Source organism: Clostridium rhizosphaerae, assembly GCF_016765585.1.
Taxonomy (GTDB): domain Bacteria; phylum Bacillota; class Clostridia; order Clostridiales; family Clostridiaceae; genus Clostridium_AT; species Clostridium_AT rhizosphaerae.
Genome location: NZ_JAESWC010000002.1, coordinates 406,893 through 431,828, shown reverse-complemented (window position 1 = coordinate 431,828; position 24,936 = coordinate 406,893). Strand labels below are relative to the sequence as shown.

The 24,936-nt window shown below is 32.1% G+C and carries 24 protein-coding genes; 23 read left to right on the top strand and 1 reads right to left on the bottom strand.

The features are described 5' to 3' along the window. Positions 1-97: 97 nt before the first annotated feature. The 21 genes from hrcA to ppdK all read left to right on the top strand — a co-directional run bounded on the left by hrcA (position 98) and on the right by ppdK (position 20,609). A complete protein-coding gene (gene hrcA, locus JK636_RS05330; protein ID WP_202747787.1) occupies positions 98-1,135 on the top strand; it encodes a heat-inducible transcriptional repressor HrcA in 1,038 nt (345 codons plus the stop codon). Between the two features lie 39 nt (positions 1,136-1,174). Then, positions 1,175-1,756, top strand: coding sequence for a nucleotide exchange factor GrpE (gene grpE, locus JK636_RS05325; protein ID WP_202747786.1), 582 nt, complete (start codon positions 1,175-1,177; stop codon positions 1,754-1,756). A 38-nt stretch (positions 1,757-1,794) separates the two neighbouring features. Then, positions 1,795-3,648 carry a molecular chaperone DnaK gene (gene dnaK, locus JK636_RS05320; RefSeq protein ID WP_202747785.1) on the top strand — a complete coding sequence of 618 codons (1,854 nt, stop codon included), beginning with the start codon at positions 1,795-1,797 and terminating at the stop codon, positions 3,646-3,648. Between the two features lie 111 nt (positions 3,649-3,759). Then, positions 3,760-4,887 carry a molecular chaperone DnaJ gene (dnaJ, locus tag JK636_RS05315; RefSeq protein ID WP_202747784.1) on the top strand — a complete coding sequence of 376 codons (1,128 nt, stop codon included), beginning with the start codon at positions 3,760-3,762 and terminating at the stop codon, positions 4,885-4,887. Positions 4,888-5,038: 151 nt separating this feature from the next. Next, entirely contained in the window at positions 5,039-5,977 is a 939-nt protein-coding gene (prmA, locus tag JK636_RS05310) for a 50S ribosomal protein L11 methyltransferase (protein WP_202747783.1), read from the top strand. 12 nt (positions 5,978-5,989) lie between these two features. Then, positions 5,990-6,751 carry a 16S rRNA (uracil(1498)-N(3))-methyltransferase gene (locus JK636_RS05305; protein ID WP_202747782.1) on the top strand — a complete coding sequence of 254 codons (762 nt, stop codon included), beginning with the start codon at positions 5,990-5,992 and terminating at the stop codon, positions 6,749-6,751. Between the two features lie 4 nt (positions 6,752-6,755). After that, the gene (gene mtaB, locus JK636_RS05300; protein ID WP_202747781.1) at positions 6,756-8,051 is read left to right on the top strand and encodes a tRNA (N(6)-L-threonylcarbamoyladenosine(37)-C(2))-methylthiotransferase MtaB; all 1,296 of its coding nucleotides are present in this window, start codon (positions 6,756-6,758) and stop codon (positions 8,049-8,051) included. A gap of 29 nt (positions 8,052-8,080) precedes the next feature. Further along, on the top strand, positions 8,081-8,425 hold the full coding sequence (locus tag JK636_RS05295) for a histidine triad nucleotide-binding protein (protein WP_202747780.1): 345 nt from the start codon (positions 8,081-8,083) through the stop codon (positions 8,423-8,425). 132 nt (positions 8,426-8,557) lie between these two features. Beyond that, positions 8,558-8,734 carry a 30S ribosomal protein S21 gene (gene rpsU / locus JK636_RS05290; RefSeq protein ID WP_021657240.1) on the top strand — a complete coding sequence of 59 codons (177 nt, stop codon included), beginning with the start codon at positions 8,558-8,560 and terminating at the stop codon, positions 8,732-8,734. 25 nt (positions 8,735-8,759) lie between these two features. Beyond that, positions 8,760-9,206, top strand: coding sequence for a GatB/YqeY domain-containing protein (locus JK636_RS05285; RefSeq protein WP_202747779.1), 447 nt, complete (start codon positions 8,760-8,762; stop codon positions 9,204-9,206). A gap of 109 nt (positions 9,207-9,315) precedes the next feature. Continuing rightward, the gene (yqfC, locus tag JK636_RS05280) at positions 9,316-9,600 is read left to right on the top strand and encodes a sporulation protein YqfC (protein ID WP_202747778.1); all 285 of its coding nucleotides are present in this window, start codon (positions 9,316-9,318) and stop codon (positions 9,598-9,600) included. Then, positions 9,584-10,732, top strand: a complete 1,149-nt coding sequence (gene yqfD / locus JK636_RS05275) for a sporulation protein YqfD (RefSeq protein WP_202747777.1) — start codon at positions 9,584-9,586, stop codon at positions 10,730-10,732. The genes yqfC and yqfD overlap by 17 nt, the downstream gene beginning before the upstream one ends. A gap of 33 nt (positions 10,733-10,765) precedes the next feature. Continuing rightward, a complete protein-coding gene (locus JK636_RS05270) occupies positions 10,766-12,874 on the top strand; it encodes an HDIG domain-containing metalloprotein (RefSeq protein ID WP_202747776.1) in 2,109 nt (702 codons plus the stop codon). A gap of 12 nt (positions 12,875-12,886) precedes the next feature. Further along, positions 12,887-13,387, top strand: a complete 501-nt coding sequence (ybeY, locus tag JK636_RS05265; RefSeq protein WP_202747775.1) for an rRNA maturation RNase YbeY — start codon at positions 12,887-12,889, stop codon at positions 13,385-13,387. Positions 13,388-13,426: 39 nt separating this feature from the next. Then, positions 13,427-14,125, top strand: coding sequence for a diacylglycerol kinase (locus tag JK636_RS05260; RefSeq protein ID WP_202747774.1), 699 nt, complete (start codon positions 13,427-13,429; stop codon positions 14,123-14,125). A gap of 101 nt (positions 14,126-14,226) precedes the next feature. Beyond that, positions 14,227-14,625, top strand: coding sequence for a cytidine deaminase (locus JK636_RS05255; RefSeq protein WP_202747773.1), 399 nt, complete (start codon positions 14,227-14,229; stop codon positions 14,623-14,625). Positions 14,626-14,658: 33 nt separating this feature from the next. Continuing rightward, positions 14,659-15,540: a GTPase Era gene (gene era, locus JK636_RS05250; protein ID WP_202747772.1), complete on the top strand. Its 882-nt coding sequence runs from the start codon at positions 14,659-14,661 to the stop codon at positions 15,538-15,540. Between the two features lie 63 nt (positions 15,541-15,603). After that, complete coding sequence (gene recO / locus JK636_RS05245) at positions 15,604-16,374, top strand: DNA repair protein RecO (RefSeq protein ID WP_202748747.1); 771 nt, start codon at positions 15,604-15,606, stop codon at positions 16,372-16,374. Further along, positions 16,367-16,972: a DUF4342 domain-containing protein gene (locus JK636_RS05240; protein ID WP_202747771.1), complete on the top strand. Its 606-nt coding sequence runs from the start codon at positions 16,367-16,369 to the stop codon at positions 16,970-16,972. The genes recO and JK636_RS05240 overlap by 8 nt, the downstream gene beginning before the upstream one ends. A gap of 274 nt (positions 16,973-17,246) precedes the next feature. Next, positions 17,247-17,888: a transcriptional regulator CcpN gene (ccpN, locus tag JK636_RS05235; RefSeq protein ID WP_202747770.1), complete on the top strand. Its 642-nt coding sequence runs from the start codon at positions 17,247-17,249 to the stop codon at positions 17,886-17,888. An 87-nt stretch (positions 17,889-17,975) separates the two neighbouring features. Continuing rightward, on the top strand, positions 17,976-20,609 hold the full coding sequence (ppdK, locus tag JK636_RS05230; RefSeq protein ID WP_202747769.1) for a pyruvate, phosphate dikinase: 2,634 nt from the start codon (positions 17,976-17,978) through the stop codon (positions 20,607-20,609). A 44-nt stretch (positions 20,610-20,653) separates the two neighbouring features. Here the strand turns inward: ppdK and JK636_RS05225 are convergent, their stop codons facing one another. Then, the gene (locus JK636_RS05225; RefSeq protein ID WP_202747768.1) at positions 20,654-21,721 is read right to left on the bottom strand and encodes a CotS family spore coat protein; all 1,068 of its coding nucleotides are present in this window, start codon (positions 21,719-21,721) and stop codon (positions 20,654-20,656) included. Between the two features lie 338 nt (positions 21,722-22,059). Here JK636_RS05225 and dnaG point away from each other — a divergent pair, with 338 nt between their 5' ends. Continuing rightward, positions 22,060-23,832: a DNA primase gene (gene dnaG, locus JK636_RS05220; RefSeq protein ID WP_207751697.1), complete on the top strand. Its 1,773-nt coding sequence runs from the start codon at positions 22,060-22,062 to the stop codon at positions 23,830-23,832. Between the two features lie 23 nt (positions 23,833-23,855). After that, positions 23,856-24,920 (top strand): RNA polymerase sigma factor RpoD, encoded by a 1,065-nt coding sequence (rpoD, locus tag JK636_RS05215; RefSeq protein WP_202747767.1) that lies wholly within the window; start codon positions 23,856-23,858, stop codon positions 24,918-24,920. Positions 24,921-24,936 lie beyond the last annotated feature (16 nt).

The window sequence follows — 24,936 nt, the reverse complement described above, 5'->3', positions numbered from 1 at the left end:
AGATATACAAAATTGACAAAAATTAATCAACATGATATGTTTTAATCATAGCGATTAGCACTCAACGATGACGAGTGCTAACAAGTGGGGTGAGATTATGGAAATGGATGAAAGAAAGATAAAAATACTTCAGGCTATAATAAATGATTATATTAATACAGCAGAGCCTGTGGGATCCAGAACCATAGCTAAGAAATATAATTTAGGAATAAGTTCTGCTACTATAAGAAACGAAATGGCTGATTTAGAAGATATGGGTTATCTTGAACAGCTTCACAGTTCTTCGGGCAGAAAGCCTTCTGATAAGGGATATAGATTATATGTAGATAAGCTAATGCAGCTGCCTCAGCTTACTATTGAAGAAGAGATAATGATTAAAAGTCAAATTTTAAATGCAGCTATTTTTGAAGTTGATAAAATAGTAAAGCAGGCTACACAGTTATTATCAGAACTTACAAAGCTAACATGCATAGTTGAAGCCCCTTCAGCTAAAAAAAGCTTTATAAAATCTATACAGCTTATAGGTGTAGATAACAATAATGTACTTTCAGTGATAATTACAGATACCGGGCTTATTAAAAATACGATTATAAGGCTTAACAGGCCTGCAAGTATAGAAAATCTTTTTAAAATTACAAACATTCTAAATGCAAGGCTTAAAAATTTGAGTGTTGAGGAAATTAATTTATCTGTTATTAATAGCTTAAAGGTTGATTTAGAAGGCCATTCTGAAATATTTGATGCCATAATACCTGCATTATATGAAAGTTTGACTGAAGCTGAGTCCTCAGAAGTTTATTTAGAAGGCACCACGAATATATTCAATTATCCTGAGTATAATGATATCGTCAAAGCTAGAGAGTTTTTGTATTTATTAAATGATAAAGAAAACATAAAAGGCTTATTGAATAATACAAGCAGTATTTCCATAAGCATTGGAGAAGAAAACTTTATACAAGGAGCAAAAGACTGCAGTATTATTTCAGGTGTATATAGTTTAGGCGGAAGGCCTTTAGGTGCAATTGGAGTTATCGGACCTACAAGAATACCATATTCAAAGATAGTTTCCGTTTTAACTAAGATTGTAAAAGAAATTAATGATTCGCTTAATCAAACTTATCTAGATGATAGATAATTTTTTATATATTGAATTATTACAGAAGGGAGTAAATTAATGGAGAAATCAAATGATGTAAAATATGATGATGCTCAGCAGGCAGAAATACTGGAGGATCAAGAATTTGAAGGTATTGATGAAGAAGAGATAGTTTCTCTTGAAGGTTTAGTAGAGGAACTTCAAAGCTCCAATAGAAAGCTTTTGGATGAAAATAACAAACTTGAAAATGAGCTTAGTGCAATGAAAGAAAGAATTGTAAGAATTACAGCTGAATATGACAACTTTAGAAAAAGAACAGCAAAAGAAAAAGAAGGTATATACACTGATGCCTGTGAAGATGTTCTTAAGAATATGTTTCCAGTTTTAGATAATCTCGAAAGAGCCTCTAACGTAAATGGAAGCATAGAGGATATTAAAAAAGGCATTGATATGACCATTAGGCAGTTTAATGATAGTTTGTCAAAGCTTCAGGTTGAAGAAATTCCAACTGACCAAGGCTTTGATCCGAATATGCATAATGCAGTTATGCATATAGAAGATGAAAACTTTGGTGAAAAGGCTGTTGTGGAAGTATTCCAAAAGGGATATAAAAGAGGAGAAAAAGTTTTAAGATACAGCATGGTAAAAGTAGCAAATTAAAATTATAAGATTGTTTTAAATGTTAAGGAGGAATAAAAATGTCAAAAGTAATAGGAATTGATTTAGGAACAACAAATTCATGTGTAGCAGTAATGGAAGGTGGAGAACCAGTAGTTATACCTAATGCCGAAGGTGCTAGAACTACTCCTTCAGTAGTTTCCTTTCAGGCTAATGGAGAAAGATTAGTAGGCCAGGTTGCTAAAAGACAGGCAATCACAAATCCAGACAAAACAATTATATCTATAAAAAGACATATGGGTACTAATCATAAGGTAAATATCGATGGAAAAGAATATACACCACAAGAAATATCAGCAATGGTTCTTATGAAAATAAAAGCTGATGCAGAAGCTTATCTTGGTGAAACAGTTACACAGGCAGTTATAACAGTACCTGCATATTTTAATGACAGCCAAAGACAAGCAACAAAAGATGCAGGAAAGATAGCAGGACTAGAAGTATTAAGAATTATAAACGAGCCAACTGCAGCATCACTTGCTTATGGCCTTGACAAACAAGACGAAAGTCATAAAATATTTGTGTACGACTTAGGTGGAGGTACTTTTGACGTATCCATACTTGAACTTGGTGATGGAGTATTCGAAGTTAAGTCTACAAATGGTAATACCAAACTTGGAGGAGACGATTTTGACCAAAGAGTTATGGATTATATAACTGATACATTTAAAAAGGAAAATGGAATAGACCTTAGAAATGACAAGATGGCTCTTCAAAGATTAAAAGAGGCTGCTGAAAAAGCAAAAATAGAGCTTTCATCTTCATTACAGACTAATATAAATCTTCCATTTATAACTGCAGATGCTACAGGACCAAAGCATATAGATATGAATTTAACAAGAGCTAAGTTTAATGAACTTACTCATGATTTAGTTGATGCTACTATTGAACCAATGAGAAAAGCCTTATCAGATGCAGGACTATCAATGAACGAGGTTGATAAGATTATATTAGTTGGTGGTTCTACAAGAATTCCTGCTGTTCAAGATGCAGTTAAGAATTTTACTGGAAAGGAACCATCAAAGGGTGTTAATCCAGATGAATGTGTAGCAGTTGGTGCAGCTATTCAAGCAGGTGTTTTAACTGGAGAAGTTAAAGATGTATTACTTCTTGATGTAAGTCCACTAACATTAGGTATAGAAACTATGGGAGGAATTGCAACTTCATTAATCCAAAGAAATACTACTATACCAACTAGAAAGAGCCAAGTATTTTCAACTGCTGCTGATGGCCAGACATCTGTTGAAATTAATATTGTTCAAGGTGAAAGACAAATGGCTGCTGATAATAAATCACTTGGAAGATTTACTTTATCAGGTATCGCTCCAGCTCCAAGAGGAATTCCTCAAATCGAAGTTACTTTCGATATAGATGCTAATGGAATAGTAAATGTATCTGCAAAAGATAAGGGAACAGGAAAAGAAGCTAACATTACAATAACTGCATCTACAAATCTTAGCGATGATGAAATTGATAAAGCAGTAAAAGAAGCTGAAAAGTTTGCAGAAGAAGATAAGAAGAGAAAAGAAGCTATAGAAGTTAAAAATAATGCTGATCAGATGGTATACCAATGTGAGAAAACTCTAAAAGAGTTAGGAGATAAGGTATCAGCTGAAGATAAGAATAAAATCGAAGATAAAATTAAAGCTGTTAATGCTGTTAAGGATGGAAATGACTTAGAAGCAATAAAGAAGGCTACAGAGGAATTAACTCAAGAGTTCTATGCTATATCTTCAAAGCTTTATCAAGCTAACGGTGGGGCAGAAGGTGCTGGCTTTGATCCAAACAACATGGGCGGAGCTAATGCTGGAACTCAGGAACCTAAGGATGATAATGTAGTTGATGCTGATTTTAAAGTAGAAGATGACAAATAATAAATAATCAGTATAATATATAAGGGATGGGTAACAGTGCCCCTCCCTTAATTTAAGTTATGTAGTATAATTATGAATAATGTTCTATAAATGCAGGTGGTGAATACAGGGATGGCAAAAAAAGATTATTATGAAATTTTAGGACTTCAAAAAGGTGCGAGTGACGACGAAATAAAAAAAGCATTTAGGAAGCTTGCTATTAAATATCATCCTGATAAAAATCAAGGAGATAAGGAAGCAGAAGAAAAGTTTAAGGAGATAAATGAGGCTTATCAGGTATTGTCAGATTCTGAAAAGAAGGCACAATACGATCAGTTTGGAACTACGGACTTTAATGGCGGCGGTGGCTTCAACGGCGGCTTTGACTTCTCTGATATGGGAGGCTTTGGTGATATATTTGAAAGCTTTTTTGGCGGCGGCTTCGGCTCAAGCGGCAGAAGAAGAAATGGACCTGAAAGAGGTGCAGATGTTGAATATACACTTAATTTAACCTTTGAAGAAGCTGTTTTTGGCGTTGAAAAGGAAATTTCAATAAATAAGCATGAAAGATGTGAAACTTGTTCTGGAAGCGGTGCGAAGCCGGGCACTTCTCCTAAAACTTGTGACAAGTGTGGAGGTTCTGGTCAAGTTAGAGTTCAAAGAAATACTCCTCTTGGAAGTTTTGTAAGTGTAAATGCTTGTGATAAATGTGGAGGAAAAGGAAAAATTATTTCAGAACCGTGTCCTACATGCAGAGGTACTGGTAAGGAAAGAAAAAATAGAAAAATAAAAATAAATGTACCTGCTGGTGTAGACACAGGTAATGTAATACCATTAAGAGGTCATGGAGAACATGGTGCTAATGGAGGCCCTCCAGGAGACTTATACGTTAATATAAGAGTGGCAGCTCACTCTCTATTTAAGAGAAAAGGCTTTGACATTTCTATTGATAGGCATATCAGCTTTGCTAAGGCTACCTTTGGGTGTGAAATTAAAGTTCCTACAGTTGATGGAGATGTTAAATATGAAATTCCAGCAGGAACACAACCTGGAACTGTATTTAGGCTAAAAGGTAAGGGTGTTCCTAGAGTTAACAGCTCTGGAAGAGGAGATCAATATGTGACTGTAATTGTTGATGTTCCTAAAACTTTAAATGATAAACAAAAGGAAGCTCTAAAAATGTTTATGGAAGCAAGCGGTGAAAACAAAGAGGAAAGTAAAAAATCTTTTGTCAATAAAATAAAAGATAGCTTTAAGTAATCAGCAAAACTTCGTTCTAGTTGTAGGGCGAAGTTTTTGTATGTTTTTTTAAAGTTATAAATAGATGACAACTTTAATATTTAAGTTTACTATAGCCGTTATTTTGGTATAATAAATAATAAAACTACGGATAAAGAGAGGATTTGATACAATGCAGGGAAAATGGATTGAAGTTAAAATAGTAACAACCAGTGATGCTTTAGAGCCTATATCAGGAATTTTTTATGGCTTAGACGTTAAGGGGGTTGCTATTGAGGATCCTAGAGATATTTTAGAGAGAGAACAAGGTCCTTTAAGCTGGGACTTTGCAGATATAAATATTTTTGAGTATGGAAAAGATGCGGCTGTTGTTAAGGGATACTTTAATGAGGAAGACAATATTTCAGAAATTGAAAAATACATAAATGATAAAATAGATGAACTTAAAGAAATGGGAATAGATGTTGGAGAAGGTAAGGTTGTAATTAAAGCTGTATTCGAGGAGGATTGGGCAAACAATTGGAAAAAGTATTATAAGCCAACAAAGATAGGAGAAAAAATTGTAATAAAACCTATTTGGGAGGAATACTCTCCAAAAGAGAACGAAGTTATAGTTGAGATGGATCCAGGAATGGCTTTTGGTACAGGAACTCACGAAACTACGAAAATGTGTATAGAAGCTCTAGAAAAGTATGTTACAAGAGATAAAACTGTGTTTGATATAGGAACAGGATCAGGAATACTTGCTATAACCGCAGCAAAGCTTGGCGCCGAGAAAGTAATAGGAGTAGACTTGGATCCAGTAGCTGTAGATTCTGCAAAAAATAACGTAGGATTTAATGATCTAAATAATATTGAAATCCGCTACGGAAACCTTATGGAGGTCATTAACGGAAAAGCTCAGATAGTAGTTGCAAATATAATAGCAGATGTTATTATATTTTTATGCCAAGATGTGAAAAAATTTATAGAAAAAGACGGATATTTTATTTGCTCTGGTATTATAAGAGAAAGAAAAGATGATGTTGTTAATAAACTAACGGAGGAAGGCTTTAATATAATAGAGGTAAATACCCTTGGAGAATGGGTATGTATAGTAGCTAAAATGTAAGGAGTAGGTTCTATGCACAAATTTTTTGTACAAAGGGAGTTTATAACTGAAGATACAGCAATAATAGAAGGCGACGATGTAAAACATATATATAAGGTGCTTCGTCTAGAGACTGGAGACAAGGTGAGCATTAATGATTGTCAAGGAAATGAATATCTTGGAGATATAAATGAAATCAATAAGAAGCAGGTAATTGTTAATCTTTTAGAGAAACTTCCTATAAATAATGAAAGTCCAGTAAATATTCATCTATATCAGGGTCTGCCGAAGTCTACTAAAATGGATTTAATAGTTCAAAAGGCTACAGAGCTCGGAGTCAAAGAGGTAACTCCTGTAGTTACTGAAAGAGTTGTAGTTAAAAGCGAACTTTCAGAGTTTAAGAAGGTTGACAGGTGGAATAGAATTGCTTTAGAGGCCTGTAAACAGTCAAAGAGAAGTCTTTTACCAGTCATTAATACTCCTATAGAGTTTGATGAATTAGTAAATAACCTTAATAATATGGATCTAATTGTTGTTCCATATGAGAATGAAGATGGATATGGAATAAAAAATATTGTAAGTGATCTAAATAAGAATATAAAAAATATTGCAGTAGTGATTGGTCCTGAGGGCGGTTTTGAGGACAGAGAAATTGAAATTCTAAGGTCTATTAATGCACATATAGTTACATTAGGACCAAGAATATTAAGAACAGAAACAGCAGGATTTGTGTGCGTAGCTATGTTGATGTATGAACTAGGAGACATTGGGGGCACAGCTTACAGGGAGGGTTAATTAAATGAAGGTTGCATTTGCTACACTAGGCTGCAGAGTTAATCAGTATGAATCAGAGGCAATGACAGAAAAATTTTTAAGAGAAGCCTATGAGGTTGCAGATTATGACTCCTTTGCAGATGTATATGTTATAAATACTTGTACAGTTACAAATATGGGAGATAAAAAATCCAGGCAGATGATAAGCAGAGCGAGAAGACAAAACCCTGATTCTATAATTGCAGTTGTTGGATGCTACTCTCAAATTGCTCCTGATGAAGTAGCCAAAATCGAAGGTGTGGATGTTGTGCTTGGTACAAGGAATAAAGGCGATATTGTCTACTGGGTAAATAGAGCCAGAGAAGTAAAATCCCAAATGGTTGAAGTTAATGATGTACTAAGAAATAATGAATTCGAAGAATTAAATATTGAAGAGTATCAAAATAAAACGAGAGCTTTCTTAAAAATACAGGATGGCTGCAACAGATTTTGTTCTTATTGTTTGATACCTTTTGCTAGAGGAGCAGTATGCAGCAAGAAACCAGATAAAGTTATTAATGAAGTTAAAGAGTTAGCAGCTCATGGGTTTAAGGAAATTATTTTATCAGGTATACACACTGCTTCTTATGGAATTGACCTTGAGGAAAAAGTAACTTTACTAGACTTGATGGAACAAATCGATGCAATAGAAGGTATAGAAAGGGTTAGAATAGGTTCAATAGATCCTACCTTTTTCAGTAATAATGTGATTGAAAGAATAGTTAAGCTAAAAAAACTCTGTCCGCATTTCCATTTATCATTACAAAGCGGCTGTGATATAACGCTTAAAAGAATGAATAGGCATTATACTTCAAAGGAGTATAAATATGTTGTAGAAGAACTTAGAAAAAACATAAAAGATGTATCTATTACAACTGATGTTATAGTTGGTTTTCCTGGGGAGACTGAAGAGGAATTTAATACTACATATGAATTTTTGAAAGATATAAGGCTTTCTAAAATGCATATTTTTAAATTTAGCCCTAGAAAAGGAACAAGAGCTGCTGAAATGAAGGAACAGGTAGATGGAATAGCTAAGGAAGAAAGAAGCAGTAAGCTTATTAATTTAAGTAATGAATTAGAAAAAGAATTTATGAAAAAATATATAGGAACAACAATGAAAGTTTTGTTTGAACAGGTGCATGATAGTAACAGATATGAAGGGTATACTTCAAATTATATAAAAGTATTATCAGAAAGTATGATAGACATAGAAGGCGAGATACTTGAAACAGTAATAGATGATTATGAAAAAGACTACTTATTAGGTAAATTATTATAAAAAAATATTACCTTAAAGGAGGTGGAAATATGGAAAATTGTATATTTTGTGGTATAATTGAAGGTAGAATTCCTTGTGAAAAAGTATACGAGGATGAAAACGTACTGGCTTTTAAGGACATAAACCCAGAAGCACCAGTCCATGTGCTTGTTATTCCTAAAAAGCATATAGAAAGCATAAATGCTTTAGATGAAAGTAACATCAGTATTTTAGCTCCTATTTACAGAGCTTTGAAAAAAATAGCTGTAGACTTTAATATTTCAGAAAGCGGATACAGAGTTGTTACAAATTGTGGAGAAGATGCAGGGCAAACGGTGCAGCATATACATTTTCATCTTTTAGGTGGAAGAAGCCTAAATTGGCCTCCTGGCTAAATAAAAGCTTAAAATGAAATTGTTGACAGTTTATAAGCTTTTATTGTATAATAAAAAATGTGCTATTTAGCCCACAGATGCTGCATTTAATTTTTATTAGTTAATTTGTGCTAGCGGAGGGAGGGATAAGATATGTCAGAAATTAGAGTTGGAGAAAATGAATCACTAGATAGTGCATTAAGAAGATTTAAGAGAAAATGCGCTAGAGCAGGAGTTCTTTCAGAAGTAAGAAAGAGAGAACACTATGAAAAGCCAAGTGTAAAAAGAAAAAAGAAATCTGAAGCTGCAAGAAAGAGAAAGTTTAAATAGAATTCTTTGAAAGAGGGTACTAAGGATGTCTCTTAAAGAAAGACTGCAAGAAGATTGGAAGCAAGCTTTAAAAGCTAGAGATAAATTTAGAGCTGATACGATAAGTATGGCTAAAGCGGCTGTTTTACAGGTTGAAAAAACTGATGGTTTAAGCCTTGATGATGATGGAATCATTGAAGTTTTAGCCAGGGAAGTTAAACAGAGACGTGAAGCTATTCAAGAATTTGAAAAAGGAAACAGGCAAGATTTAGTTGATAAATCTAATGATGAAATTGAAATCTTGTTTGAATACCTTCCTCAGCAGTTAACAGAAGAAGAAATTTTAGTTTTTATTCAAGATGCAGCTGTTGAAGTTGGTGCAAATAGCATAAAAGATATGGGAAAAGTAATGCAGGTATTAGCTCCGCGAGTAAAAGGAAGAGCTGATGGCAAGCTTGTTAGTCAAATGGTAAGAGAACATTTAAATAAATAATAAAACGTGTTAAAGGTTCAGGAAACTGAACCTTTTTTATTTTTTGTTGTCATTTATTATCTAATAGGTTCATAAATTTAGTATGAAGTAATTTCTAGGGGTGTAAAGCGTGGAGGACAGATTATCTAGAACAAAGGAAACCATAGCGGAAAAATTGGATTTACCAAGAGATGTTGTACTTAATATACCTAAAATAGTTATAACTGGCGACAACGAAATAATTATAGAGAATCATAAAGGAGTAATACTTTTTGATGAAAAGGAAATAAAAATAAATTCTAATGTTGGTGTAATAGATATATATGGAAGTGGGTTTGAAATATTATTTATGGGAGGCAGTACATTAACTGTCAGAGGAAAATTTAAATCGGTGGTGTATGAAGGAAATGAGTAAGGTTAATAAATTTAAAAGAGGAACTATGACTGTCGAAATTCAATCCCACATTCCTGAAAAGTTTTTGAACTTAGCTTGGAAAAATAATATTCAAATCAAAAATATAAGAAAAAGAAGCATAACTACTATAGTTATGGATATTAATTTAAAAGATTTCAGCCTTATTGAAGACATTGCTCAAAAGACGAAAAGTAAAATTAAGATTGTTAATAGGAAAGGGGTTACTTTCTTCTTATTGAAAATAAGAAGGCGTTTTGCTCTTGTAGGAGGCGTATTCATATTTGTATTTATATTGTATTTTCTATCTGGATTTATTTGGACAATAGACATACAGACAGAAAATAATTTATCTCCTTATGAGATAAGGCAACAACTCATTAATTATGGAGTTATGCCCGGAATAAGAAAAAGTAAAGTTAATGTGTATCAGCTTCAGGATAATATGATAAAGAGCAATGAAAATATTATGTATTTTAACGCTCGTGTTGACGGCTCAAGACTTTATGTGAAGGTGATTGATAAAGTTACTCCTCCAAGTATTATAACTGATAATGAACCATGTAATTTAGTTGCAAAAAAGGATGGACAAATAGTAAGGGTATATACCTCAGCAGGCTCACCAACTGTAAAAAAGGGTGATACTGTTAAGGCGGGAGATATCATTGTAAAAGGAGAGCAAGGTAAAGAAGGAAGTACATATACTGTTCATGCCAGCGGCAATGTAATTGCTAGAACTTTTTATGAGCAAATTAAAGAAGTTCCAATTAAGGGCGTAAAAAAAGAAAGAACGGAAAATAAAATAGAAAATTTATATATAGAAGTTCTAGGTAAAAAGATTTATTTTAAAAATAGTATAAATAAATTTAAAAGTTATGATAAAATAGTAGAAAATAGTGGATTTATTAAGAAAGAGATATATTATGAAGTTAAAGAAACGAAATACAATATGGATTCGCAAAAAGTGGTTGATTCCACTGCTGAGGAATTGTATTCAAAAATCGTTCAATCTTTAGACAAATCAATTAAGGTAGTTGACAAACAAGTACAGTCAGAACCTAATGGAGATAATGTAAAGGTTCGTGTATTAGTTGTGGCCGAAGAAAATATTGCACTTGCTCAAAAACTCCAATGATAAAGGTCTATAAAAACAAAAGGTGGGATAGTTGTGGGGACTATAAACTTCAAGGATTTTTTAGTAAATAATAAAGTAAGGCATATTATAATTTATATATGTACATTTTTAATTATATACTTTACTTTAATAACTTCTTTAAGTACTAAGACATATGATATTAAAGAAGGTGAAATAGCCAAGGTCAGCATAAGAGCTCAAAGAAACACCATAGACGAGGCAAGTACATCAGCTAGGAAAAAAGAAGCCGTAAGCCTTGTTCCTCCACAATATACTATAAAAACAGAAGTTAAGGATAATGCAATAAACACTATTAATACAGTATTTGCGAAGGCTATGCAGCTTAAGGAAAGCAATATAGATATAAAGGAGAAAGCTGTACAGTTGGCTAATACCTCAAATATTGGATTGTCAGAGGAAGATGCAAATACGCTGCTTAATTTAAATAATATAGACTTAGTTAATTTAAAGAATTCCCTTATAGAGACTATGAATGATGTTTATGAGTTGAGTATACAATTCAACCCCAACTTAAGTACTGAAGTGAATAATGAAAATTTAAAAAAAGCACAAGACATTGTGCAAATGAATTTCAATAAATCAAAGTTTTCCAGGTCTACAAGAGATTTGGGGACTGCTATTGGCGTTAGACTCGTAAAACATAATTCTTTTTATGATAAAGAGAAAACAGATGAAATGAGAAATAATGCTATTAATAATACGCCACCAGTAACAATAAAAAAAGATCAAATAATAGTTATGGAAGGTGAACAAATAACTCCTGAAAAATATGCGACTCTTAAAAGTGTTGGGTTAATAAATACAAACACTAAGTATGAGTGGTATATATATATCAGCCTTGGTGTAATTATTGCTCTAATCTTATTTATACAAAGTTTTTATATTTATAAATATCAAAATAATATTTATAATGACTGGAGCAAATTCCTTTTGGTAAATGTTATCAATTGTATATCTCTTATATTAGCAAGGGTTTTAGGAATGGTATCACCATTTCTAATTCCATTTGCTCTTGCGCCTATTCTCTTAACTCTTCTTTTGAATTATAAAATATCCTTAACAGTAAGTGTTATTAATGCAGTTTTTATTAGTGGTGCAATGAATTTTAATTCAGATGTTCTTATTATTGCATTACTTAATGCAGTAGTTGGTGCTCTTATTATCCAAAAGCTACAGCAGAGAAATGATATACTTTTTTCATGCTTGTATATTGCTGTAATAAATGTGATAACTACACTTTCGATTGGATTTTTACTTAGTAATAATATAAAGGACAATCTTACCAAGTCAGGTTTTTCTCTAATAGGGAGCGGATTATCTGGAATACTTACAATAGGTGTTTTACCTCTATTTGAAAGTGTTTTTGATATTGTTACCAATATTAAATTGCTGGAATTGTCAAACCCCAATAGCCCTTTACTTAAAAAGCTTTTGCTTGAAGCGCCAGGAACTTATCATCACAGCATATTGGTTGCCAATTTAGCTGAGGTAGCTGCAGAAGCCATAGGAGGGAACCCGGTCCTGGCTAGAGTTTGTTCGTACTATCATGATGTAGGAAAAATTAAAAGACCATATTTTTTCAAAGAAAATCAAATAGGTAATGATAATCCACATAATAAAATAACCCCTAACTTAAGTGCATTAATTATTATATCTCATGTAAAGGATGGATTAGAACTTGCTAAAGAATATAGACTTCCAAAAGTAATTCACAATATTATAGAACAGCATCATGGAACTTCTTTGGTTAAATATTTTTACATAACAGCTAAAAATAAAAGTGAAAGCCCTGAAGAAGTAATAGAAGCTGACTTTAGATATCAAGGTCAAATACCTCATTCAAAAGAGGCTGGTATAATTATGCTTGCTGATAGTGTTGAAGCAGCTGTAAGGTCTATTAATGAACCTACTCAGACTAAAATAGAGGAAATGGTTAATAATATAATGAAAAACAGGCTAAATGAAGGACAATTGGATAATTGTGATATAACTTTGAAGGATTTGAATAAAATTAAAGAAGCTTTCTTAAAAACATTGACAGGAATATATCATCAGAGAATTGAGTATCCTACTGATAAGTGGAATGTAACCTCAAAAAACACAATAGAAGTTAAATTATAAAGGAGTAAAAGCATGCTTTTAGTTGACAACAGACAAAATAAAATAGAAGTAACCAATGAACTTGAAGATTTATTAGAAAAGATTATTGATTTTACACTTAAAGAGGAAAAAGTATTAATAGACTATGAAATAAGCCTAATATTTACAGATAATAGTGAAATTAGAACTATAAATAAAGAATATAGAAAAATAGATAAAGAAACAGATGTTTTATCTTTTCCGATGCTGGAGTATCCCAAGAATAAGGTGTACAAAGATGTTTATCAAAATTTTAGTTTCGATGACAGTTATTTTGATGAGGGTAAGCTTGTTATGGGTGATATCGCGATATCTTTGGAGAGAGCAAAGGCACAATGTGAAGAATATGGGCACTCTTTCTTTAGAGAAGTCTGCTATTTATCCGTTCACTCTATACTTCATCTTCTTGGATATGATCACATGGAGGAGGATGAAAAAATAATCATGAGAGATAGGGAAGAATATATTTTACAAGAATTTAATATAGCCAGATAGCATTGTCTCAGAAAGAAGAACAATTGAGGAGAATGTTTTATGAAGGTAAGAAAACTTTTAGACAGCTTTAATTATGCTATAAATGGTATAATACATGCAGTGAGAACGCAGAGAAATATGCGAATTCATATGATTTCTTCACTTTTAGTTTTAACTGCATGTTTTTTTTATGATCTCAAAAAATTAGAAATTCTTATTCTTACTATAACAATAACTATGGTTATAGTAGCTGAGATGTTTAATACAGCAATTGAGTGTACTATAGATGTAGCCGCAAATTATTATCACCCATTAGCTAAGATTGCAAAAAATACAGCAGCAGGTGCGGTACTTATAACGGCTATTAATGCAGTTGTTGTAGGATATATAATATTTTGGGATAGACTTAATCAGTTTAGTTTTATTGTTATAAGAAAAATTAAGCAGTCTGATCCATATATGATATTTATAATATTAATTATTGTCCTGATTTCCACCTTAGTTATTAAGGCTGTTTTTGGAGAAGGTACGCCCCTTAGAGGAGGAATGCCAAGCGGACATAGCGCAATTGCCTTTTGTCTGGCGACGACAATTGCTTTAATATCACAAGATCCTTTAGCGATTTTGTTGAGTTATCTTTTAGCGTTTATTGTGGCTCAGAGCAGAGTTGATTCGCGCATTCATTCAGTTTTAGAGGTCTTGGCCGGAGCCGTATTTGGAACTTTACTCACAATTCTTTTATTTAAAATTTTTGGATAGAATGAGTTTACATAAATAAAGTTGAAATACTTTGAAATAGTGTTATAATTTATATACAAGTTTTAGAATTTAATGTAAATTGATACTCGGAGGTAACATTTATGGAATATAAAGACCTAATTTCTAAAGCTTTAGAAGCTAGAGAAAAAGCTTATGTACCATATTCAAATTTTAAAGTTGGTGCAGCTATTTTAGTTGAGGATGGAACAATTTATTCAGGATGTAATATAGAAAATGCTTCTTTTGGAGCAACAAACTGTGCTGAAAGAACAGCTATATTTAAAGCTGTTTCAGAAGGTTATGAATCTATAAAAGCAATTGCTATAGTTGGAGATACGTCAACTTATACTTATCCATGCGGAATATGCAGACAGGTTATATCTGAATTTGCAGATGGAACTATTCCAGTAATTCTGGCTAAAAATAATGAGGATTTTATAGTTAAAACTTTAGATGATGTTCTACCAGGAGCATTTACTAAAAAAGATTTGAATAAATAACAAAAGAGTGATATAAGGAGTGCATGACAAACAATGTTTAAATCAGGATTCGTAACAATAATAGGAAGACCAAATGTAGGAAAATCAACACTATTAAATCATTTGATGGGAGAAAAACTATCTATAGTATCAAGTAAGCCTCAAACCACAAGAAATAATATACAAACTATACTAACTAAAGAAGATTATCAAATCGTATTTGTTGATACCCCCGGAATGCATAAACCTAGACATAAGCTTGGCGAATATATGGTTAAGTCTGCAAGAGACACATTCAAGGAAGTTGATGAAATCCTTTTCTTGACTACTCCAGATATCGAAGTTGGAAAAGGTGATCAATTTATATTAGAGCAATTACGTGATTTGAAAATACCGGTTATCATGGTGCTAAACAAAATTGATGAAAATACGGAGAATAGGGTAGCTGAAACTATAAAAAATTATTCAGAGTTCTTTAACTTTACTGAATTTATTCCCATTTCAGCTGCAAAAGGAAAAAATACTGATAAACTTTTAGAACTTATGACAAAATATCTTAAAGAAGGACCTAAATTTTATCCTGATGATATGATTACAGACCAGCAGGAAAGGTTCTTAGTTTCCGAAATTATAAGGGAGAAGGCTTTAAGACTTTTAACTCAAGAGGTTCCTCATGGTATAGCAGTAGAAATCATATTGATGAAAAAAGAAGATAATAATATATATAACATAGAGGCAACTTTATTATGCGAGAAAGATTCACATAAGGGTATTATAATTGGAAAGGGTGGTGAAATGCTAAAGAAGATTTCCACCTACGCCAGACAGGATATAGAAAAACTTCTTGGTACGAAAGTCTATCTTAAACTTTGGGTAAAAGTTAAAAAAGAATGGAGAGATAATTCTAGCCTCTTAAAAGAGTTAGGATATAAATAAAATGTTTTTTAATTAAAAGTTATTTGAAGATAAATATTTTATTGTTATAGGGTATACTAACATATAGGAGATGATGTTCTGTCAATTTTCAAAAGTAAAGCAATGGTTATAAAAACAATAGATTTAAAAGAGAATGATAAAATAGTCTATTTATTTTCTGAAAAGCTGGGTAAAATTTCGGCTGTAGCAAAAGGTGCAAAAAAAGGTAAAAGCAAAATAATGCCTCTTACACTTCCTTTTTGTTTTGGAGAGTATGTAGTTTTTAAGGGCAGAAACTTATATACTATAAACGAAGGTGAAATAATTAGCTCTTTTCAATCACTGCTCAATGATTTAAATAGTTTAACTTATGCTTCTTACTTTTGCGAATTAATAGATATAGCTTTAGTTGAAGAAGAGAGCAACAGAGAATTGTTTAAAATTCTTGTCTCAGCTTTTTATTTGATGGAGAATAAAGCTGTAGATTTTGAGCTTTTAGCAAGAGCATTTGAAGTAAAACTTTTGCTATTTTCTGGGTTTAGATTTAATTTAGATAACTGCTCTATATGCAAAAAAAGAATGAACAGTTCAAATTTCATAAGCCTTGAATATCTTGGCGGAGTTTGTATGGATTGTAATAGAAGCAGGGGTATGAATATAAGCTACGCCGGATATAATGCCTTAAAGTATCTAATTGATGCTCCTATAGAAAATATATATAGACTTTCATTAAATAAAGAAACAAAAGAAGAGCTTTACAAGCTTCTGACATATGTTATTTCAAACAATTTTTCAAGGAAACCAAATAGTTTAGACGTGTTTAATTATATAAAAGGAGTGGAAGATAATGAATGATATTACGTTAGAAAAGATTGATATTGTAAGAGAGAGAACAGGTGCTACTTATGCTGAAGCAAAAGAGGCGTTGGAAGCTTCTGATGCTAATGTCGTTGATGCAATTATTTATATAGAAAAAAATAAAAAAACCACTTTTGATAATATATATACAACTAAAGATGAATTTCTATCATGGATAAAGGAATTAATAAACAAGGGTAATGTTACTAGAATCAAGATAAAAAAAGATGAGAAAATACTAGTAGATATGCCAGTAAATGCTGGAATTGCCGTTGGAATTGTAGCAGCAGCGATATGGGCTCCTCTAATTGCAATTGGTGTGATTGGTGCTGTTGTTACAAATATAACCATTGAAATAACAAAAAAGGATGGTTCCGTAGAAGTAATAAATAAAGTTATTAAAGCTACTATGCAGGACGTTAAAGAAAAGGTTAATGATGTAGCTTCAGAAGTTAAAGATAAAGTTAATGATGTAGCTTCGGATGTTAAAGAAAAATTTACTGGTAAAAAAAGTGAAGAAGAAACGAAGGAAAATGAAACTGTTTACACTTACACAGTTAAATTTGAAGACACAGAAAATACAGAACAAAAATAATTAAGTTTAGCCAGCAATATTTTATTGCTGGTTTTATTTGCTATATAGTTTTAAAATATATATTGAAATTGTATAAAAACTTAGGTAAAATATTTAAAGCATGATAAAAATTATGCATTATTACAAATTATAAAAACTAAAGAAAATAAGAGTAATATTAAGAAAAGTATATTAAAACAGGAATATTTTATAAAATTAGAGAAAAAATAAATAAAGTAGTGTATAATTTATTTGTTTAACATGCTATAATATCGTTGTATTATTGGGAAAGAGGGTGAACAGCATTAAACTTACGCTAAGACAGGAAGAAATAATTAAATTAGTTAAGAACAATGGACCAGTTACAAGTGAAGCCTTAGCTGAAAAGTTAAATGTTACGCGAGCTGCTCTAAGACCAGATTTAGCTATTTTAACTATGACAGGTATCTTAGAAGCAAAACCTAAGGTAGGATACATATATTCAAAGAAGCCTTCCTACAGCTTGGTATATGAATACATAAGAAACATTAAAGTTCAAGATGTTATGTCTAATCCAATTGTTGTTGATGAAAATACAACAGTATATGATGCTATAGTTCATTTGTTCCTAAATGATGTAGGAACTTTATTTATTCAAAATAATGGAATTCTTCTAGGGGCTGTTTCAAGAAAAGATTTTCTTAAAATTGCTATGGGCGGAACAGATATGCAGAAAGTTCCTGTTGGTGTTATAATGACAAGGATGCCTAATATTGTATTTGTGGAAAAAGAGGATACTGCTTATTTAGCTGCTCAAAGAATAATGGAGCATGAGGTAGACAGTCTACCTGTAGTTGAAAGAGTATTTGATGGTTCAAAAGAGAACTTGAAAATAATAGGAAAAATATCCAAAACCAATATTACAAAATTATTTGTTAAATTAGGTGAAGCTAACTGAAGCTAACTAATTTATTTTTAATGACCTAACCGGGACAAAAAACAACCCGTTAGTATATAAATTTTAATACAAAGGAGTGTTACAAACATGCAAAATAAAAAGTATGTTTACCTTTTTAGTGAAGGTACTGGTAAAATGAAAGAACTCCTTGGTGGAAAAGGTGCTAATCTAGCAGAAATGACTATTTTAGGTATTCCAGTTCCACAAGGATTTACAGTAACTACTGAGGCTTGCAATAAGTATTATGATGACGGAAAGGTTATTGCTCAAGAAATAATCGATGAAATTCATAAAACTATGACTAAGCTTGAAACAATATCAGGAAAGAAATTTGGAAGTGTAGAAAATCCATTGCTTGTATCAGTAAGATCAGGAGCTAGAGCTTCAATGCCAGGTATGATGGATACTATACTTAACCTTGGATTAAATGATGATACAGTAGAAGCTATGGCAAAATTAACAGGAAATCCTAGATTTGCTTATGACTCCTACAGAAGATTTATACAAATGTTTGCTGATGTTGTTATGGAAGTTGAAAAGAGAAACTTTGAAAACATATTAGACGAAGTTAAAGAAGCAAAAGGTGTTAAGCTTGATACTGAACTTGATGCTGATGATTTAAAAGAAGTTGTTAAAAAGTTCAAAGCTTTCTACAAAGAAGCCAAGGGAGAAGAATTCCCTTCAGATCCTAAACTTCAATTAATAGAATCTATTACAGCTGTATTTAGATCATGGGATAACCCAAGAGCTATTGTTTACAGAAGAATGAACGATATACCTTCAAGCTGGGGAACAGCAGTTAACGTTCAAGCAATGGTATTTGGTAACAAGGGAGAAACTTCTGGTACAGGAGTTGCATTCTCAAGAAATCCATCTACAGGAGAAAAGAAAATATATGCTGAGTACTTAATGAATGCTCAAGGAGAAGACGTTGTAGCTGGTATAAGAACACCAGAAGATATTTCTACTCTTGAACAAAGAAATCCAGAAGTTTACAAACAATTTATGGATATAGTACACACATTGGAAAACCACTATAAAGACATGCAGGATATGGAGTTCACTATAGAAGATGGCAAACTTTATTTCCTACAAACTAGAAATGGTAAGAGAACAGCTCAAGCTGCTTTAAAAATTGCTGTTGATCTAGTTGAAGAAGGAATGTGTACTAAAGAAGAAGCTATACTTAAAGTTGATCCAAAGCAACTAGACAGCTTACTTCACCCAGCATTCGATGCTGCTGATATGAAGGCTGCAAAAGTTATTGCTAAAGGTCTTCCAGCTTCTCCAGGAGCTGCTTGTGGTAAAATAACTTTTACTGCTGAAGAAGCTAAGGAAAGAGCTGAAAAGGGAGAAAAAGTAGTTCTTGTTAGACTTGAAACTTCTCCAGAAGATATCGAAGGAATGGTTGCTGCAGAAGGTATTTTAACTGTAAGAGGTGGAATGACTTCTCACGCAGCAGTTGTTGCTAGAGGTATGGGAACTTGCTGCGTTGCAGGTTGTGGAGATTTAAAAGTTAATGAAGAAGCTAAAACTGTTGAAGTAAATGGTTTAGTATTAGGCCAAAATGATTACCTATCAATAGATGGAAGCACAGGAAATGTATACGGTCAAGCAATAAAGACTGTAGAACCTGAAATAACAGGATACTTCGGAACATTTATGGCTTGGGCTGATGAGATAAGAACACTTAAGGTTAGAACTAATGCTGATACTCCAAGAGATGCTCAACAGGCTGTTAAGTTCGGCGCTGAAGGTATCGGTCTTTGCAGAACTGAGCATATGTTCTTTGATGAAAACAGAATTTCTGCTATGAGAGAAATGATAGTAGCTAAAAATGAGGCTGAAAGAAGAAAAGCTCTTGAAAAATTACTTCCAATGCAAAGAGAAGACTTTGAAGGTCTTTACGAGGCTATGGAATACAGACCGGTTACAATAAGATTCTTAGATCCACCACTACATGAGTTTTTACCTCATGAAGATGAAGATATAAGAGCATTAGCTAAAGAAATGGGCTTAACTTTTGAAGAGCTAAAGGCAACTGTTGAATCTTTACATGAATTCAACCCAATGATGGGTCATAGAGGATGTAGATTAGCAGTTTCTTACCCAGAAATAGCTGAAATGCAAACAAGAGCCGTTATAGAAGCTGCTATAAACGTTAAGGCTAGAAAAGGCTACAATATAGTTCCTGAAATAATGATTCCTCTTGTTGGAGAAGTTAAGGAATTAAAGTATGTTAAAGATGTAGTTACAAGAACTGCAGATGCTATAATCAAGGAAAAAGGCGTTGACCTTAAGTACATGGTTGGTACAATGATAGAAATACCAAGAGCAGCTTTAACTGCTGATGAAATAGCTAAAGAAGCAGAATTCTTCTCCTTCGGAACAAATGACTTAACTCAAATGACATTTGGTTTCTCAAGAGATGATGCTGGTAACTTCTTAAAGCACTACTATGACAAGAAGATATATGAGTTTGATCCATTTGCAAAACTAGATCAAACAGGTGTAGGTCAACTTGTTCAAATGGCTGCAGAAAAAGGAAAAGCTACAAGACCAAACATTAAGCTTGGTATCTGTGGAGAGCACGGTGGGGATCCATCTTCAGTTGAATTCTGCCATAATATAGGATTAAACTATGTATCCTGCTCACCATTCAGAGTTCCAGTAGCTAGACTTGCTGCTGCGCATGCTGAAGTTAAAAACCCAAGAAAGTAATATATAGACAAAATCACCAGAGAAATCTGGTGATTTTATTTATATTATAATAATTTAACCTGAAACCTATTTTCAACGTAATTTATTAAGTCTCTAATAAATTGTAGCTGTGAGTCTGATTTAGCACTGGTTTTGCTTAATACGGTTATAAATGAATTCTTATTGCATTTATTTATATTATTATAATAATCTCTAGAAATTTTCCAAAATTTTTGTGGAAATGCTAAGTAAACAATCAATGCTTTAAATTCATCTAATGTTAATGGATTATTTTCTTCATAAAGTTTTAAACAATTAATAGTTAGTTCAAGATCCCATTTTGTATTATCTCTTTTCAAAAGTCTTCTAAAGAAATATGAAATATCGTGTACTCGATAGTCAAATCTACATTTATCAAAATCTATAGTCCAAATATCTCCATGTTTATCAAAGATTATATTTTTATTAACATAATCTAAATGGCAGAGGCACTTTTTAAGATTGTTACTGTCTATTGTTGATGAAATATGCATAGAGATTTGGGCTAACGTTAAGTTAACCTCAAAAAATTGAAGAAATACTTTAGAGAATTTATCTCCATATTTAAAAGCATTATTTGAACATATTAGCAGTTGTTGAAAGTGTTTACTTAATGAAGAATATATATCTTCAAATTCCTCTCTGGTGCTGCTGCCTTCAATTGCGTTAAATAGTTCTGTGCGTTTATGTATCTTTGCCAGATTTGTACTTGCATCCAAAACATTTTGTATATTATCATAGCTGCATTTTTCACCATCAATCCAAGGTGTTAGTATAAAGAGCATATTTTCATAACATACAAATCGACCGCCATCTTTTGTGGGAAGAATTCTAGGTACTTTTACATCATTTCTATAGAGCCATTCAATTGCTGAATATACAAATAGTAAATCCTCTAATGAAAAGTATATTTTTTTTAAACAATAATCTTTTTCCAATTGTGAAACCTTATATACAGCTCTTTGTTTTTCTGTATCCTTAAATTTTACTTGTGTCACCTCTGAGTTGCTTAATCCATAATAAGGAAGGACATGTTTTCTTACATTATCTTCAGATAATAAATTTACACTATATGATGTTGCCTCATAGGGCATAATAACACTCCTTAATAGCGATATCACTATATGATATTAAAAAAGTTTTTATAATATACATATTAAATAAAAAAAGGGATTTTGATAATAATATAGAATACTTCATATTGAGTAATTTTAAGATTCATGTACCAGAGTTTGTAATATTTTTCAAACAAAAGAATAAAATTTGCTATATAATGGGTAAAATAATATTTGTCTAAAGAGGAAGGATTTTTAATATTTTTAAAGAATATATTATACAAATAAAAAAAAATCAATTTAAAGAAGGATTATAGTTATTTTTGTCGAATATAAATAATCTTGTCGGAAAATAAAAGTTAGGTAGGAGGATTTTCTTGATAATATCTGAAGAAATCATCCAGAAGGTAAAAGACAGCAATGATATAGTTGATGTTATCTCTGAAACTGTGAGGTTAAAGAGAGCGGGAAAATATTTTGCAGGATTATGCCCTTTTCATCATGAGAAGACCCCATCATTTACTGTTACTCAGGATAAGCAGATATACAAGTGTTTTGGATGTGGTGAAGGTGGAAATGTAATCACATTTATAATGAAAAACAGGAATTTGGAATTTGCCGAAGCTGTGAAATTTCTCGCTGAAAGAGCTAATATTGAAATAGAAAGTGAAAATCCTAAGGCGGTTAAGGAAAAAGAAGCAACCCAAAAACTATATAAAATTAATGTTGAAGCAGCAAGATACTTTTTTGCTAATATCAAAAAATTTAAAACAGCAGCTGGTTATTTTACCAATAGGGGCATATCAGAAAATACCATAAGGCATTTTGGTTTAGGTTTCGCACCTGACAGCTGGAATGGACTGATGAATTTTCTTAAGCATAAGGGGTATACTGAACTTGATATGCTTAATGCTGGACTAATAATTAAAAATCAAAATAATAGATTCTACGATAGGTTTCGTAATAGAGTTATATTTCCGGTTTTTGACTATAAAGGTAAGGTTATTGGGTTTGGCGGAAGAGTATTGGATGATTCTAAGCCTAAATATCTTAATTCGCCAGAAACTAATATATTTAAGAAGGGAACAAATCTTTACGGATTGAACTTTGCGATAAAAAATCTTAAAGAAAAAATGATTATTATTGTAGAAGGTTATATGGATTGTATATCTCTTCATCAGTATGGTGTTACTAATGTTGTAGCTTCATTAGGTACAGCACTGACAACATATCAGGCAAAGCTTTTAAAGAAGTATGTTAACAAGGTAATAATATCCTATGATGCGGATTTAGCAGGTCAAAATGCTACTATAAGAGGTCTTGAAATACTTAAGAATGAGGGCTTTGATATTAGAGTGCTAACAGTACCTAAGGGTAAAGATCCTGATGAATTTATAAGAGTTAATGGAAGGGAAGCTTTTGAAAAGCTGATTAGTGGAGCTTTGCCTCTTATAGATTATAGACTAAAAAAGGAAAAGGAAAATTTTAATTTGAATAATTCTGAGGAGCTTATATCTTATGCTAAAAATGCTGCTACTATTATTTCTGATTTGGACTCTGTGACACAAGATATTTATATTAAAAAAATATCTGAGGAAACAGGAATAAAAGAACAAGCAATTTACGACTTAATCAGCGGAAAAATACAAAAAAATGTAAGTAAGGATGTTGTTGTGAATATAGAGGGTGATTTTGGACAAAAATTATATCTAGAGCCTATATATATGAAAGCTGAGAGAAGTATTTTAAAACTTATGCACGAGAGAAAAGAAGTGTATGATTACGTTAGAGATAACTTTGATATTAATGATTTAATTAATCAAACCCATAAGAAGATATTTTCTTTAATTTGTGAATATACTGATTACGATATGATTGAAAGACAGAAGCATGTCGAGGCAAAATGCACAGACGTAGAGTCTTCTAAAGAATGGATAAATATACTAGAATTTGATTTAATATATAAAGATAATGACTATATTGCATTTGTTAATGATTGTTTTAAAGAACTTAGAAAATATAGATTAGAAGAAAATAAAAAAAGTATCATATCCAGAATTAAACAGTGTGAAAAAAATAATACTCTTGAAGAATCCCTACAATTAGCTAAGCAGCTAGTTGAAACAGAAAAGGAACTCTCTAAGCTGTAATTGCTGTGGAAGGAGGCAATGTAATGAAAGATAAAGGTGCAAAAATGCAATTGGTAAAAAAACTTATAGAAAAAGGGAAGAAAACTGGTACCCTAACTTATAAGGAAATAATGGATGAACTAGAAGAAATAGATTTAAATCCAGAACAAATAGAAAAGATTTACGAAGTGTTAGAAAATATGGGTATTGATGTTATAGGTGATATGCAGGATGCCGATGTTCCAGAAGAAGAACTTGATTTATCTATACCAGAAGGAATTGCCATAGATGATCCGGTAAGAATGTACTTAAAAGAGATAGGAAAGGTGCCTCTTTTATCTCCAGAAAATGAAATAGAACTTGCTAATAGAATAGAAGCTGGAGATCAAGTAGCAAAAAAGAAACTTGCAGAAGCTAATTTAAGACTTGTAGTTAGTATTGCAAAAAGGTATGTAGGAAGAGGTATGCTTTTCCTAGATTTAATTCAAGAAGGTAATTTAGGTCTTATTAAAGCAGTTGAAAAATTTGACTACAGAAAGGGTTTTAAGTTTAGTACTTATGCAACTTGGTGGATAAGGCAGGCAATAACTAGGGCTATTGCTGACCAAGCAAGAACAATAAGAATACCTGTACATATGGTTGAAACTATTAATAAGCTTATAAGGGTATCAAGACAATTGCTTCAAGAACTTGGAAGAGAACCTCAGCCGGAAGAGGTAGCAAAAGTTATGGAAATGCCTGTTGATAAGGTCCGTGAGATTATGAAGATAGCTCAAGAACCAGTTTCTTTAGAGACACCTATTGGTGAAGAAGAAGACAGTCATTTAGGAGACTTTATTCCAGATGATGAAGCTCCAGCGCCAGCAGAAGCTGCTGCTTTTACTATGTTGAAAGAACAGCTTATAAATGTTCTTGATACATTAACACCAAGAGAAGAGAAGGTCTTAAGACTAAGATTTGGATTAGATGATGGAAGAGCAAGAACACTTGAGGAAGTTGGAAAAGAATTTAATGTTACAAGAGAAAGAATAAGACAAATAGAAGCAAAAGCACTTAGAAAGCTTAGACATCCAAGTAGAAGTAAAAAATTAAAAGATTACCTTGATTAAGCACCTAACACTATCG